This window comes from [Anoxybacillus] calidus, assembly GCF_013760845.1.
GTDB classification, from domain to species: Bacteria; Bacillota; Bacilli; order Bacillales; family Anoxybacillaceae; genus Paranoxybacillus; species Paranoxybacillus calidus.
This window is the reverse complement of the sequence record NZ_JACDUU010000009.1, coordinates 89719-104697: the sequence shown is the minus strand read 5'-3', so window position 1 is coordinate 104697 and position 14979 is coordinate 89719. Positions and strand designations below refer to the sequence as shown.

General features: G+C 38.3%; 15 protein-coding genes and 1 tRNA gene. 15 read left to right on the top strand and 1 reads right to left on the bottom strand.

Translation table 11 applies throughout. The features are described 5' to 3' along the window. The first annotated feature begins 40 nt into the window (after window positions 1-40). Window positions 41-742 carry a DUF554 domain-containing protein gene (locus HNQ85_RS15520; protein WP_181538639.1) on the top strand — a complete coding sequence of 234 codons (702 nt, stop codon included), beginning with the start codon at window positions 41-43 and terminating at the stop codon, window positions 740-742. 45 nt (window positions 743-787) lie between these two features. Here HNQ85_RS15520 and yyaC read toward each other — a convergent pair whose 3' ends face one another. Next, entirely contained in the window at window positions 788-1411 is a 624-nt protein-coding gene (yyaC, locus tag HNQ85_RS15515; RefSeq protein WP_181538638.1) for a spore protease YyaC, read from the bottom strand. A 193-nt stretch (window positions 1412-1604) separates the two neighbouring features. Between yyaC and HNQ85_RS15510 the strand changes: the two genes are divergently transcribed. From HNQ85_RS15510 to yycF, 14 genes are all read left to right on the top strand, one after another. Further along, window positions 1605-2504 carry a mechanosensitive ion channel domain-containing protein gene (locus HNQ85_RS15510; RefSeq protein WP_181538637.1) on the top strand — a complete coding sequence of 300 codons (900 nt, stop codon included), beginning with the start codon at window positions 1605-1607 and terminating at the stop codon, window positions 2502-2504. A 26-nt stretch (window positions 2505-2530) separates the two neighbouring features. Further along, a complete protein-coding gene (locus tag HNQ85_RS15505) occupies window positions 2531-2728 on the top strand; it encodes a DUF951 domain-containing protein (RefSeq protein ID WP_044749261.1) in 198 nt (65 codons plus the stop codon). Between the two features lie 39 nt (window positions 2729-2767). After that, window positions 2768-4765: a molybdopterin-dependent oxidoreductase gene (locus HNQ85_RS15500; RefSeq protein WP_181538636.1), complete on the top strand. Its 1998-nt coding sequence runs from the start codon at window positions 2768-2770 to the stop codon at window positions 4763-4765. 75 nt (window positions 4766-4840) lie between these two features. After that, on the top strand, window positions 4841-5941 hold the full coding sequence (ychF, locus tag HNQ85_RS15495; protein WP_181538635.1) for a redox-regulated ATPase YchF: 1101 nt from the start codon (window positions 4841-4843) through the stop codon (window positions 5939-5941). A gap of 106 nt (window positions 5942-6047) precedes the next feature. Then, window positions 6048-6335, top strand: a complete 288-nt coding sequence (gene rpsF / locus HNQ85_RS15490) for a 30S ribosomal protein S6 (RefSeq protein WP_181538634.1) — start codon at window positions 6048-6050, stop codon at window positions 6333-6335. A gap of 25 nt (window positions 6336-6360) precedes the next feature. Further along, on the top strand, window positions 6361-6858 hold the full coding sequence (gene ssb, locus HNQ85_RS15485; protein ID WP_181538633.1) for a single-stranded DNA-binding protein: 498 nt from the start codon (window positions 6361-6363) through the stop codon (window positions 6856-6858). A gap of 56 nt (window positions 6859-6914) precedes the next feature. Next, the gene (gene rpsR, locus HNQ85_RS15480; RefSeq protein ID WP_181538632.1) at window positions 6915-7151 is read left to right on the top strand and encodes a 30S ribosomal protein S18; all 237 of its coding nucleotides are present in this window, start codon (window positions 6915-6917) and stop codon (window positions 7149-7151) included. A gap of 105 nt (window positions 7152-7256) precedes the next feature. Then, window positions 7257-8195 carry a DUF2232 domain-containing protein gene (locus HNQ85_RS15475; protein ID WP_181538631.1) on the top strand — a complete coding sequence of 313 codons (939 nt, stop codon included), beginning with the start codon at window positions 7257-7259 and terminating at the stop codon, window positions 8193-8195. 37 nt (window positions 8196-8232) lie between these two features. Further along, window positions 8233-10206, top strand: coding sequence for a DHH family phosphoesterase (locus HNQ85_RS15470; RefSeq protein ID WP_181538630.1), 1974 nt, complete (start codon window positions 8233-8235; stop codon window positions 10204-10206). After that, window positions 10203-10652 (top strand): 50S ribosomal protein L9, encoded by a 450-nt coding sequence (rplI, locus tag HNQ85_RS15465; protein ID WP_181538629.1) that lies wholly within the window; start codon window positions 10203-10205, stop codon window positions 10650-10652. The genes HNQ85_RS15470 and rplI overlap by 4 nt, the downstream gene beginning before the upstream one ends. 108 nt (window positions 10653-10760) lie before the next feature. Next, on the top strand, window positions 10761-12125 hold the full coding sequence (gene dnaB, locus HNQ85_RS15460; protein WP_181538628.1) for a replicative DNA helicase: 1365 nt from the start codon (window positions 10761-10763) through the stop codon (window positions 12123-12125). A 167-nt stretch (window positions 12126-12292) separates the two neighbouring features. Continuing rightward, window positions 12293-13579: an adenylosuccinate synthase gene (locus HNQ85_RS15455; RefSeq protein WP_181538627.1), complete on the top strand. Its 1287-nt coding sequence runs from the start codon at window positions 12293-12295 to the stop codon at window positions 13577-13579. A gap of 401 nt (window positions 13580-13980) precedes the next feature. Further along, window positions 13981-14053: transfer RNA gene (locus HNQ85_RS15450), tRNA-Phe, on the top strand. Between the two features lie 214 nt (window positions 14054-14267). Next, window positions 14268-14978 carry a response regulator YycF gene (gene yycF, locus HNQ85_RS15445; RefSeq protein ID WP_181538626.1) on the top strand — a complete coding sequence of 237 codons (711 nt, stop codon included), beginning with the start codon at window positions 14268-14270 and terminating at the stop codon, window positions 14976-14978. Window position 14979: the final 1 nt, after the last annotated feature.

Sequence of the window (14979 nt, the reverse complement as noted above, 5' to 3'; positions counted from 1 at the left end):
ATGATGGTTTATTTTTTTACTGCATAGGGGGAACAAAAAATTGGTTTTATTAGGAACAGTTGTTAATGGAGTTTGCATTACGATCGGAGCTTTGTTAGGGAAAGTTTTCCGTCGTATTCCTGAACGAGTAAAAACGACAGTGATGAGCGGAATTGGTCTTGCGGTTACGTTGTTAGGAATTCAGATGGGGTTAAAAGGTGAACAATTTTTAGTTGTTATTTTTAGCCTTGTGCTTGGCGGGATTTTAGGGGAATTATGGAAGCTAGAAGATAAGCTAAACAAGTTAGGTCTATGGTTAGAGAGAAAATTAGGGGATAATCAAGAAGGGAATATTGCAAAAGGATTTGTAACGGCAACTTTATTATTTGTAATTGGTGCTATGGCTATTATTGGTGCTTTGGACAGCGGTTTGCGGGGAGACCACAGGGTGTTATATACAAAATCAATTATTGACGGTTTTACAAGTATTATCCTTACGACAACTCTTGGTATCGGTGTTATTTTCTCAGCCATACCGGTTATGATCTATCAAGGAACAATTGCTCTATTAGCGACGCAAATTGAACGATGGGTGCCGAATGCTCTTCTTGAGTCGTTTATTACGGAATCGACTGCTACAGGAGGCATTTTAATTATTGCGATCGGTTTAAATATGTTAGGGTTGACGAAAATTCACGTAGCAAATTTACTCCCAAGTATTTTAGTAACTGCTATATTCGTTTCAATCATTTACGTCATATAAAATAAATAATCCCTTCTTGTTAATGAAAGAGGGGATTTATTTACTTTAAAAAAATTTATACTTTTCATGATTCATATCGAGTTTTGCTAAATGGATTCTTCTCATTAATTGTAAATCAGCTTCATAAATACCGTTCGCAATCGTTTTCGCCATATTCATAACTAAATGAAGTCGTGTGTTTTGCAAAACAAAAAATTCCATAAAACCGCTCACATTAACAGTTCCAGTAATATGAATATCACCAACGGGAGGTAAATCCTTGTTCACTCCTGCTCCTGGCCGTACCGGCCCTTCTCCGATTGTGATGGCACCGACGCTTTTTAATCTACCTAAGCAAGCATCAATTCCAATGATAAATGCATTTTCATGAAGCGAGTGAATCATGTTTAACTTTTCCTGTAAGTTCATTGCGTGAATGGGATCTTCTAATGTACCGTACACAAGGAAAGAAGAAACATCTTTTTCTTTTAACATCGTCCCAACAAGCGGACCAAGAGAGTCACCAGTGGAACGGTCTGTTCCGATGCACACGATGGCAATTGGTTGAGATAAATTAGAAGGTAGTAAAGAAGTAAGCCTCATTGCTACTAGTGTGGAAGCATCTTGCTCATCGTGGAAAATCCGTTCTTTCCCACCCTTCTGACCAAAAAAGGCAGACTTTAAGCTCATTATTTTCACTCCCGAATTCATTTAAGTATTAACAGTATACGGAAAATAGTGAATTCCTATACATATCTAATCCGTTTTTTGTTATAACAATAATGTATATTGCTACAAATCAACCTGAAATCTTGGTAGAATAGCTTATGTATCGAAAGAATCATCTGTATAGGCAACTAATTTAGACAGAGGTGTACATTTTGTGAATAGAGTAGAGAGGTTTTATGATAAAGTGTTGGGGATTCTTACAAATGGAGAGTTATGGATTAATATCGGATTAGGTTCAGTGAAAATTATTACCATTTTCGTTTTATCAACCATTTTTCTAAAAATTGTTAAGCTTGCTTTGCATAACGTATTCAAGGTGCGGCAAAAAGCGGCTTTGCGGATTTCGGAGCGAAGAGAGGCGACATTATTACGCCTGCTGGATAATGTTGTAACATATGTTGTTTATTTTATTGCGATTATTATGATTTTAGATACACTTGGAGTAGAAGTGAAAGCGATTCTTGCCGGTGCAGGGATTGTCGGTCTTGCTGTCGGCTTTGGGGCACAAAGCTTAGTAAAAGATATCATTACAGGCTTTTTCATTATTTTCGAAGATCAATTTTCTGTTGGTGACTACGTTCGAATTGGAAATTTTGAAGGTTATGTAGAGGAAATTGGCCTAAGAACAACGAAAATCAAAAGTTGGACAGGAGAAGTCCACATTCTCCCGAATGGAAGTATTAACCAAGTAACAAACTTCTCGTTAAACAACAGTATGGCCGTTGTTGATGTTAACATTGCCTATGAAGGAGATATCGAAAGAGCGGAAAATGTCATTCGCGAGTTGCTGGCGGAACTGCCGGCAAAGTATGAAGATATGGTTGCTGCGCCAGAGTTATTAGGAATTCAAAGTTTCGGGCAATCTGAAATTGTCTTGAGAGTCATTTGTGAAACGAAGCCAATGCGTCATTGGTTTATTGCCCGGGCGTTACGCAAGGAAATTAAACTTCGATTAGATGAGCATGGAATCGAAATACCGTTTCCGCGCCTTGTCCTTTATAATCGCCAGGAAGAAGCGGAGCCGGTACAAAAAACGATGAAATCAAATGCTTAAATAATCGAAGAAAGGCGGGATTCCGTTTGCTTGATAAAGAGTTTAATTTACACGACATCGTTGAAATGAAAAAACCGCATCCTTGCGGGACAAATCGCTGGAAAATTATTCGAATGGGCATGGATATACGCATTAAATGTGAAGGATGTGCTCATAGCGTGTTAATGCCGCGCAAAGAGTTTGTAAGAAAATTAAAAAAGGTATTAGTAAAGCATGGGGAATAAATTCCTCATGCTATTTCTATAAAGAAAGGGGTTAGGAGCATGGCAGCTACGTATCAATCCTCTTGTCCGTTAAATTGTTGGGATACGTGTGGATTTACGGTAACGGTAGAGAACGGTAAAGTAGTGAAAGTAGAAGGAGACAAGAGCCATCCGATTACGCAGGGGAAAATTTGCAGCCGGGGCCGCATGTTGGAAACGCGAACAAACTCAACAGAACGGTTGCTTTATCCGCTCAAAAAAGTGAATGGACAATTCGTAAGAATCTCATGGGAACAAGCATTAGATGAAATCGCTGAAAAAATGGAAGAAATTAAAGAAAAATACGGTACAACTGCCATTCTCCATAGCCACGATTATGCAAACAATGGATTGTTGAAAAATTTAGATCAGCGTTTTTTTAATTGTTTTGGAGGAGTGACAGAATTAACAGGCAGCCTTTGCTGGGGTGCAGGAATTGAGGCGCAAACGTGGGATTTTGGCAGTTCTTATAGTCATGCTCCAGAGGATATTTATAACAGTCAAAATGTCGTCATCTGGGGGAGAAACGTTGCACGCACAAATATGCATTTATTTCAGCATCTTCAAGCAGTCAAAAAACAAGGAACTAAGCTAGTTGTTATTGACCCGATTTTTAACCAAACTGCGAAAATAGCCGATATGTATGTTTCGATTAAACCGGGTATGGATGGGTTTCTTGCGATTGGTATCATGAAAGAACTGCTTCGTCTTGGGCTTGAAGATCAAACATTTATTAAGAACTATACAGTCGGTTTTGAAGACTTGTTGGCATTAATCGAACAAATCACACTTGATGAAATTATTGAGATGACGGAAGTTCGCCGCGAAGTGTTTACAGAACTTGCCTATATATATGGAAACCGTCCAACGATGACGTATTTAGGATTAGGAATGCAACGATATGCCAATGGTGGAAATACGATTCGTTTAATAGATGCGTTAGTTGCGATAAGCGGCAATATCGGTATCCCTGGAGGCGGTGCTAATTTTGGCAATCTTCAAGTAGGACAAAGTTTTAATATAAAAGCGTTAACGTTGCCGGAAAGAAAAACAGCTTCAAGAACATTTACGATGATGAAGCAGGCGGAAGGAATTTTACAGGCAAAAAATCCGGCAATTAAGATGATTATCGTGACGTGCGGTAATCCGCTTACTCAAGTTCCAAACACCAATCTAGTGAAAAAAGCATTTCAATCTGTTGAGACGGTCGTTGTGTTTGAACAGTTTATGACGGATACAGCAGAACTTGCCGATTATGTATTACCAACGACGACGGTTTTTGAGGAGGAAGATATTTATTATTCATCAATGTACCATGCTTATGTGAATTACGGTCCAGCCATTGTTGATCCGCCTGGCGAAGCAAAATCCGATCTTTGGATTTGGACGGAACTGGCAAAGCGACTCGGTTTTGGCGATGATTTTTCTTACTCAAGGGAAGAGTTTCTAAAAATGGGATTAAGCCATCTTGAAAAACATGGCATTACTTTAAAAAAGTTAAAACAAGAAAAACATATGCTTCTTCCGGTAAAATCTGTTCCATGGGACGATTATCAATTTAAAACGCCAAGCGGAAAATATGAATTTACTTCATTGCTTGCTAGACAAAAAGGGTTTGACGGAAAGTTGAAAATGATGTATCCAGCGGAAATTGGAAACCCCAAACTGGAAAATAAATATCCTTATACATTGCTAACGATTCATCCTCTTCGTTCCAATCATTCACAGCATTATCATTTGCTTGAGTCAATGCAGTCTGTAAAAATAGAAGTTTCTGAGGATATTGCAATAGAAAAAGGGCTAAAGGACGGCGACCTTGTGAAAATATTTAATGATCGTGGTGAACTGACTGGAAATATAAAGGTAATGAAGAAAGCCCATCCAAAAACGATTAATATTGATGAGGGACAGTGGCAAAAGTTTGGCGGGAGCGTTAATACTTTAACATCCGATCTGGAGTCTGACAATGGAGCTGGAAGCACATTATATGATTGTCTAGTCAATCTTGAAAAAATTTAGAGATGCTTGTCATTTCTTTTACTACTATCCTATAATTGTGAAAGATGTTTACGGTTTAAAAGAGGAGTGAAAACAATGGGATTAACAGCAGGAATCGTCGGTCTTCCTAACGTTGGAAAATCTACATTATTTAATGCTATTACGAAAGCAGGGGCTGAATCAGCCAACTATCCATTCTGTACGATTGAACCGAATGTTGGGATTGTTGAGGTGCCGGACGAACGTTTGAAAAAATTAACTGAAATCGTAAAACCAAAAAGAACAGTACCTACAGTTTTTGAATTTACAGATATTGCTGGAATTGTAAAGGGTGCCAGCAAAGGTGAAGGCTTAGGAAATAAGTTTTTATCTCATATCCGTCAGGTTGATGCCATCTGTCAGGTTGTTCGTTGCTTCGCTGATGAAAATATTACCCATGTTGCTGGTAAAGTCGATCCGATTGCCGATATTGAAACAATCAATCTCGAACTTATTTTAGCTGACCTTGAGACTGTAGATAAGCGTATTGATCGTGTAGGTAAAATGGCAAAGCAAAAAGATAAAGACGCAATGTTTGAGTACGATATTCTTCTCCGTTTAAAAGAAACGTTTGAAGCAGGAAAAGCAGCGCGTACATTACAATTTACGGAAGAAGAAATGAAAGTCGTTAAGCATCTTCATTTGTTAACCATTAAGCCGATGTTATATGTGGCAAATGTCGGCGAAGAGGACTTAGCTGATCCAAATAGCAATCCGTTTGTTCAGCAAGTGCGTGAGTTTGCGAAAAACGATAATGCAGAAGTCATTGTTGTGTGCGCAAAGGTGGAAGCGGAAATCGTTGAACTTGATGATGAAGAAAAAGAACTGTTTTTACAAGAACTTGGCATTGAACAATCAGGCTTAGATCAATTAATTCGCGCAGCTTACAATTTACTTGGCTTAGCGACTTACTTTACTGCCGGAGAACAGGAAGTACGTGCTTGGACGTTCCGTAAAGGTATGAAGGCCCCACAATGTGCAGGTATTATTCATTCAGACTTTGAGCGCGGTTTTATTCGTGCTGAAACCGTTTCTTACGAAGATTTAGTTGCTTGCGGCTCGATGGCGGCGGCGCGTGAAGCAGGAAAAGTTCGCCTAGAAGGAAAGGACTACGAAGTACAAGACGGAGATATTATGCATTTCCGCTTCAATGTTTAATATTGCATCTGTCTTTTTGCCATGTTATAATCAGAAAATGTGAGTAATGCTTTATTGCTCCTTGCTCTAGCTATAGAGCCGTTGAGACCAAAAGGAGGTGACTGTGATGAGAAAATACGAAATCATGTACATTATCCGCCCAAATATGGACGATGAAGCAAGAAAAGCGGTAGTTGAGCGTTTCAACAGCGTATTAACAGAAAATGGTGCGGAAATTACAAACGTAAAAGAGTGGGGTAAACGTCGCTTAGCATACGAAATTAAAGATTTCCGCGACGGTTACTACATGATTGTGAACGTAATGTCTGAGCCTAAAGCGGTACAAGAGTTCGACCGTTTAGCAAAAATCAGCGAAGACATTATTCGTCACATCGTCGTAAAAGAAGAAGAATAATTCCCTTATTTAAGGAGTGGTTCTGATGATTAACCGCGTAATTCTTGTAGGAAGGCTTACCAGAGACCCGGAATTACGCTATACTCCAAATGGAGTAGCTGTTGCCACGTTTACACTGGCGGTGAACCGGACTTTTACAAATCAACAAGGTGAGCGCGAAGCAGATTTTATTAACTGCGTTGTTTGGCGTCGTCCCGCAGAAAACGTTGCTAATTTCTTGAAGAAAGGGAGTTTAGCGGGAGTAGACGGTCGACTACAGACAAGAAGCTACGAAGGTCAAGATGGAAAACGAGTATATGTGACTGAAGTGGTGGCTGATAGCGTTCAATTTTTAGAACCGAAAAGTAGCTCAGAACAACGTGGCACAACAGCAGGCGGTGGCTACTACGGTGATCCGTTTCCATTTGGACCAAATCAGAACCCACGCAGCACAAATGATCCAGGATTTAGTCGCATCGATGAAGATCCATTTGCAAATGATGGACAAACAATTGATATTTCCGATGACGACTTACCGTTTTAATTAAGATATAAATGGAACGTGTCATAGATAATTTAGTAAGGAAGGAGGAAAAAGAGATGGCAGCACGTAAAGGTGGACGTGCAAAACGTCGTAAAGTGTGCTATTTTACAGCAAACGGTATCACACACATCGACTATAAAGATGTTGATACATTAAAGAAATTTATTTCTGAGCGCGGTAAAATTTTACCTCGTCGTGTAACTGGAACAAGCGCAAAATATCAACGTAAATTAACAGTTGCGATCAAACGCGCTCGTCAAATGGCATTATTACCATACGTTGCAGGTGAATAATAATGAAAAGGCAGTAAGGGGTCCTTACTGCTTTTTATTTTTTATGTTCTTAAATCAGCAACGATTATTAAAATGAACTATTCACTATGTTAAGGAGGTGGCCAAGTGAAAAATACATATGTTCTTACAGAAGGAGCCATTCAACTGGCCATTTTTGTGGTTTTATTTTTAGTTTCTTTAAATATTCCTTTATTAGGAGCGTTTGCCGCTTTATTTTTATCTCTTCCTTTTATCATTTTTACCATTAGGCACGGGATTAGAAATGGATTATTATTACTTTTTATATCGTTAATCGTCTCCTTAGTCGTTGGTTCCATATTTTCTGTTCCTATTGCATTTATGTTTGGAATGAGCGGAGTTGTCATTGGCTCCCTTTTGTCTAAAATGAAAAATCATTATATTATTTTATTGGCAGGAACCGTTGCATTTTTAATTGGAATTATTGTTGATTACGTTATTTCTGTTGTATTTTTACAATTTGATGTCATTAAAGAATCGATATCCTTATTGAGCAATGCTTTTGACCAAGCTTTTAAGTTGATGGAAGCAACGGGAAAGCAGCCGCCAAAAGAACTGATGGATCGTTTTAATGAAAGGCTAGAGTTTATTGGCTATATGACGCCAACTTTTTTCGTTATATTTGCATCTGTTTTATCTTATTTAACGATTTTGATCTCTATACCAATATTAAAACGTTTGAGAATAGAAGTGAGTGCTTGGCCGCCTTTTCGTCATATCGTCTTTCCTAAAAGTCTTATATGGTACTATTTGATAGTGGTCATCATTGCAACATTTTTCCCAATGGAAAAAGGAACGTTTGTTTATATAGCAATACTGAACATTTATTATTTACTCCAAATTTTAATGCTTATTCAAGGGTTTTCATTTATTTATTATGTTAGCCATCAAAAAGGGTTAGCGAGAGGAATAGTAGGCGTTTTTACGATTATTTCTTTCATGGTTCCTTTTTTTCTTTATCTTATCGCAATCTTAGGTATAATTGATTTAGGATTTGAATTGAGGAAGTATATTAATAATAAATAAATATTTTATACCATTTGTAACTTAGGAGCTGACATTGATGTCTAATTTTTATAAAAAGCAGGTATATCGCTATCCCATATATGCCTTAATTGGATTGTCGCTGATTTTTATAGTAATTGTTTCCTATTTCCAATGGATGATGGGGTTAGCAGGCTTATTGCTCCTTGGCTTTGTGATTTATTATTGGCTGAAATCACAACAAGCGTTAGATAAAGAAATGGAAGAATATATTTCCACTCTTTCCTATCGGGTCAAAAAAGTTGGCGAAGAGGCGTTAATGGAAATGCCTATAGGGATCATGCTGATCAATGATGATTATGGAATTGAGTGGACAAACTCGTTTTTAGCTTCTTGTTTTAATGAAGATACGTTAGTTGGTCGCTCGCTATATGATATTGCTGAGCAATTAATCCCGCTTATAAAGCAGGAAATGGATACAGAAGTAATTGATATTCATGGCAGAAAATTTAGGGTCATCGTTAAAAGAGAAGAAAGGCTTTTATACTTTTTTGATGTAACGGAACAAGTAGAGCTCGAAAAGCAATATGAAGAAGAAAGAACGGTATTGGGAGTTATTTTTCTTGATAACTATGATGAAGTCACTCAAGGATTGGACGATCAAACGAAAAGCCAAATCAATAGCCAAGTGATGTCGATTTTGAATAAGTGGGCAAATGATTATGGCTTATTTTTAAAAAGAACTTCTTCTGACCGCTTTATTGCTGTTATGAATGAACATATTTTGCAGCAGCTCGAGAAAAATAAGTTTTCGATATTAGATGAAGTTCGCGACCAAACGATGAAAAATAATATTCAATTAACGTTAAGTATCGGAATTGGCTCGGGAGCTTCCTCTTTGCCAGAGTTAGGGGCATTGGCACAATCAAGCTTAGATTTAGCATTAGGTCGTGGCGGTGACCAAGTAGCGATTAAACAAACGAACGGAAAAGTAAAGTTTTACGGCGGAAAAACAAACCCAATGGAAAAACGGACGCGGGTTCGAGCAAGAGTCATTTCTCATGCATTAAAAGAGTTGATTGCCGAAAGTGATAAAGTGCTCATTATGGGACATAAATATCCTGATATGGATGCATTAGGTGCTTGTATCGGCATTTTAAAAGTGGCCCAGCTCAATCAAAAAGAAGGTTTCATCGTTATTGATCTCACCCGCATCGATTCAGGAGTTCAACGGTTAATTGAAGAAATAAAAAAACATGCAGAACTTTGGTCTCGTTTTATTACTCCAGAAGAAGCTCTTGAAATCGCTACAGATGATACACTGCTCATTGTGGTTGATACACATAAGCCTTCTCTCGTGATTGAAGAGAAATTATTGTTTAGAATTGATAATGTAGTCGTTATTGACCATCATCGCCGCGGTGAAGAATTTATTGAAGATCCGCTTCTTGTTTATATGGAGCCATATGCGTCTTCAACTTCAGAACTTGTCACAGAATTGCTGGAATATCAACCGAAACGAATGAAATTAACCATGTTGGAGGCAACGGCTTTGCTTTCTGGTATTGTTGTTGATACAAAAAGCTTTACGTTAAGGACCGGCTCCCGCACATTTGATGCTGCTTCTTATTTACGCGCTCAAGGGGCTGATACAGTCCTTGTTCAAAAGCTATTAAAAGAAAATATTAGCAATTATATAAAGCGCGCTAAAATCATTGAAAACGCATCGATTGATGCCAATGGGATTGCGATTGCGAAAGGGAATGCAAATGAAACCTATGACCAAGTATTGATTGCACAAACAGCGGATACATTGCTGTCGTTAAATGGTGTTGTTGCTTCATTCGTCATTTCAAAAAGGGACGACCAAATGATAGCGATTAGTGCACGTTCTTTAGGAGATATCAATGTTCAGGTGATTATGGAAAGCCTTGGAGGAGGCGGACATTTAACAAATGCGGCTGTTCAGCTCCGCAATATCACATTAGAGGAAGCAGAAAAACGTCTGCGGGAAGCAATTCATGATTATTTAGAAGGGGGTAACAAATCATGAAAGTGATTTTCTTAAAAGATGTAAAAGGAAAAGGAAAAAAGGGCGAAGTGAAAAATGTAGCGGACGGTTATGCGCAAAATTTTCTTTTTAAACAAGGATTAGCAATTGAGGCTACTCCAGCTAATCTAAAAGCGTTAGAAGCGCAAAAAAATAAACAAAAGCGGGAAGCTGAAGAAGAGCTAGCTAGAGCCAAACAACTAAAAGGACAACTAGAACAGTTAATGGTGGAAATTTCGGCAAAAGCAGGAGAAGGTGGACGTCTATTTGGTTCGATTACAAGCAAACAAATTGCCGAAGCTCTTCAAAGCCAACATAAGATTAAAATTGATAAACGTAAAATCGAATTAAACGATGCTATTCGTTCACTAGGATATACCAATGTACCAATTAAGTTGCATCCGGAAGTAACAGCGACATTAAAAGTACATGTAAGCGAACAAAAATAATTTAATTTATAAAAATGTGATTTTATGAAGACGGTTTTCTTCATATAATCACATTTTTCTTATTGTTAAATCAGTTCGTGGAAATAAGAGGAAAGGAAGGTGAAAAGGATGAGCGATTTATTTGCTGACCGTATTCCACCGCAAAATATCGAAGCAGAACAGGCAGTATTAGGAGCGATTTTTCTTGATTCAGCTGCTTTAACGTTAGCTTCTGAGGTTCTTGTTCCAGAAGATTTTTATCGCGCTTCCCATCAAAAGATTTTTCATGCAATGCTGAAAGTTGCGGACAAAGGGGAACCAGTTGATTTAGTAACCGTAACAGCGGAGTTAGCAGATGCGAAGATGTTAGAAGAAGTCGGCGGTGTTTCATATTTAAGCGAATTGGCTAACTCTGTCCCAACAGCGGCAAACGTAGAGTACTATGCTCGTATTGTTGAAGAAAAATCGATTTTGCGTCGGTTAATTCGTACAGCCACCTCGATTGCCCAAGAAGGATATACAAGAGAAGATGAGGTTGATGACCTTTTAAACGAAGCAGAAAAGAAAATTATGGAAGTTTCCCAACGGAAAAATACAGGGGCTTTCCAAAATATAAAAGATATTCTTGTTCAAACGTATGATAATATTGAAATGCTTCATAATCGCAAAGGAGAAATTACCGGAATTCCAACCGGTTTTATTGAACTTGATCGGATGACAGCGGGGTTTCAGCGTAGTGATTTAATTATTGTGGCTGCCCGTCCTTCTGTTGGAAAAACAGCATTTGCCCTCAATATCGCCCAAAATGTGGCGACAAAAACGAATGAAAATGTAGCGATTTTCAGTTTAGAAATGAGTGCACAGCAGCTTGTGATGAGGATGTTATGTGCAGAAGGAAACATTAATGCGCAAAATTTACGTACCGGTAAACTGACCCCAGAGGATTGGGGAAAGTTAACAATGGCGATGGGGAGCTTATCGAATGCGGGAATTTATATTGATGATACTCCGGGCATTCGTATCAGTGAAATTCGCGCTAAATGTCGCCGCTTAAAGCAAGAAAGCGGGTTAGGAATGGTATTGATTGATTATTTGCAATTGATTCAGGGCAGCGGCAGAAATCGCGAAAACCGTCAGCAGGAGGTATCGGAAATTTCCCGCTCCTTAAAGGCACTTGCCCGCGAATTAGAAGTTCCGGTTATCGCTCTATCACAGCTATCTCGCAGCGTTGAACAGCGGCAAGATAAACGGCCAATGATGTCTGATATTCGTGAATCGGGAAGTATTGAACAGGATGCTGATATTGTTGCGTTTTTGTATCGCGATGATTATTATGATAAAGACTCAGAAAATAAGAACATTATTGAGATTATTATTGCGAAACAGCGGAATGGTCCGGTTGGAACGGTACAATTGGCATTTATTAAAGAGTACAATAAATTCGTTAATTTAGAGCGACGTTTTGATGATGCGAACATCCCTCCTGGTGCATAATCCTTCTTCAGCATGGAGGGATTTTTTTATTTCTTATTAAGACGAATGAAGGATTGGAATTACAATATAAATGTTCGGATTTAATTGACTTTAGTTCATAAAACTGATACACTTACTATGTTTGGTAATGAAAATGTTCTTATTTGAGACTAGTGGAGGTGCTCACCATGTCTTCAGTTGTAGTTGTCGGGACACAATGGGGAGATGAAGGAAAAGGGAAAATTACAGATTTCCTTTCAGAAAATGCGGAAGTTGTAGCAAGATATCAAGGTGGAAATAACGCAGGACACACGATAGTGTTTAATGGCGAAAAATATAAACTACATCTCATTCCATCAGGGATTTTTTATAAAGATAAAATTTGTGTCATCGGAAACGGAATGGTTGTCGATCCGAAGGCATTAGTAGAGGAATTAAAATACTTACATGAACGCGGTGTAAGTACAGATAATTTACGCATAAGTAATCGGGCACACGTGATTTTGCCTTATCATTTAAAGCTAGATCAAGTAGAAGAAGAGAGAAAAGGCGCTAATAAAATTGGAACAACGAAAAAGGGAATTGGACCGGCTTACATGGATAAAGCGGCCCGCATTGGTATTCGCATTGCTGATTTGCTTGATCGTGAAGTATTTGAAGAGAAACTTGCCCGCAATTTAGAAGAGAAAAACATGTTGTTTGAAAAAGTATACGGTGTTGAAGGATTTAAATTGGAAGATATTTTAGATGAGTATTATGAATATGGTCAACAAATTGCCAAGTATGTTTGTGATACATCTGTTGTTTTAAATAATGCTCTAGATGAGGGACGACGCGTATTATTTGAGGGCGCTCAAGGAGTTATGCTTGACATTGACCAAGGTACATATCCGTTCGTTACTTCTTCTAATCCAGTAGCTGGTGGAGTGACGATTGGTTCTGGCGTTGGTCCGACAAAAATTAAACATGTTGTTGGTGTGGCAAAAGCTTATACAACTCGTGTTGGCGATGGTCCATTCCCAACAGAACTAAAAGACGAAATCGGCGACCGTATTCGCGAAGTAGGACGTGAATATGGTACGACAACAGGACGGCCACGCCGCGTTGGCTGGTTTGACAGCGTCGTTGTTCGTCACGCTCGCCGTGTCAGTGGAATTACCGATTTGTCTTTAAATTCCATTGATGTTTTAACTGGAATTGAAACATTAAAAATTTGTGTTGCTTATCGCTACAAAGGACAAATTATGGAGGAATTTCCAGCAAGCTTAAAAGTGTTGGCAGAGTGCGAGCCAATATATGAAGAGCTTCCTGGATGGACAGAAGATATTACGGGCATAAAAAGCCTAGATGAACTTCCAACAAATGCTCGTCATTATGTCGAACGTATCTCACAGTTAACAGGAATTCCTTTATCAATTTTCTCTGTAGGCCCAGACCGTTCACAAACAAACGTTATACGTAGTGTATATGCTTAATAATATACAGAACAAGAAGCCTGCTAATAAAAAATGTTAGCAGGCTTCATTACAATTCATAACCATGTTAAAAACAGGCATCACTGTTTTATAAAGAAAATATTTTATAAAACACTTGTCAAAATCAGTATTCATATGTTAACATAAAAAACGTCACTAAAATAATATGGCTCGGTAGCGACGAGCGAAGCTTCTGTGAATGAACTGCGAGTTGTCCCGACGCATATAACTTCTTTGAATTGGCTAGAAGAGGAAGGGACACAGTCGGTAGAGCACGATCGAGTAATCTTCGGTGAGTAAACTACAGCGTACCGCTCGAGCCGCTGCTTGGATAGACTTACTGAGAGCGGGACGAAGGATTGTAAAAGTAGAAATATTTATTATTGTTGATTAAATAATATGGCTCGGTAGCTCAGTCGGTAGAGCAAAGGACTGAAAATCCTTGTGTCGGCGGTTCGATTCCGTCCCGAGCCACTTCTTTTTATGTAAAGCATAGATACGGTAAGGTGTCTATGCTTTTTTTATTTATACTAATATTGGTAATGGCTAATAAGTGAATTAGGTTATATAACGTGGTAAATTATAAATGTACTTATCTAAAAAAATTCATCTAGTGTACTAGATGTAATGATAGAAAGTACGAGATGTAATAATAGAAATGAAAATAAGAGAAGGGATGTGAATCACCATGAATAAGCGTATTCTCGTTGTCGATGATGAAAAACCGATTGCAGATATTTTGCAGTTTAATTTAAAAAAGGAAGGATATGAAGTTGTCTGTGCTTATGATGGAGAGGAAGCATTGCAAAAAGTAGAAGAACTTACACCTGACCTTATTCTATTAGACATTATGCTTCCACAAAAAGATGGAATAGAAGTATGTAGAGAAGTACGAAAAAAGTATGATATGCCAATTATTATGCTAACAGCTAAAGATTCAGAGATTGATAAGGTTCTTGGCTTAGAATTAGGTGCGGATGATTATGTTACAAAACCGTTCAGTACTAGGGAACTACTTGCTCGTGTAAAAGCAAACTTGCGCCGCCATCAACAAAATGCAAATGTTTCTGATGAGAACAATGACACAGGAGAAATTGTCATAGGTTCTCTCGTTATCCATCCAGATGCTTACATCGTATCTAAGCGCGGAGAAAAAATCGAACTGACTCATCGCGAATTCGAATTACTTCATTATCTTGCTAAACATATTGGTCAAGTAATGACGCGCGAACATTTGCTGCAAACGGTATGGGGATATGATTACTATGGGGATGTGCGTACGGTTGATGTCACAGTGCGCCGTTTGCGGGAAAAAATTGAGGATAATCCATCCCATCCGACATGGATTGTAACGCGCAGGGGAGTAGGATATTATTTACGCAATCCAGAACAGGAGTAAA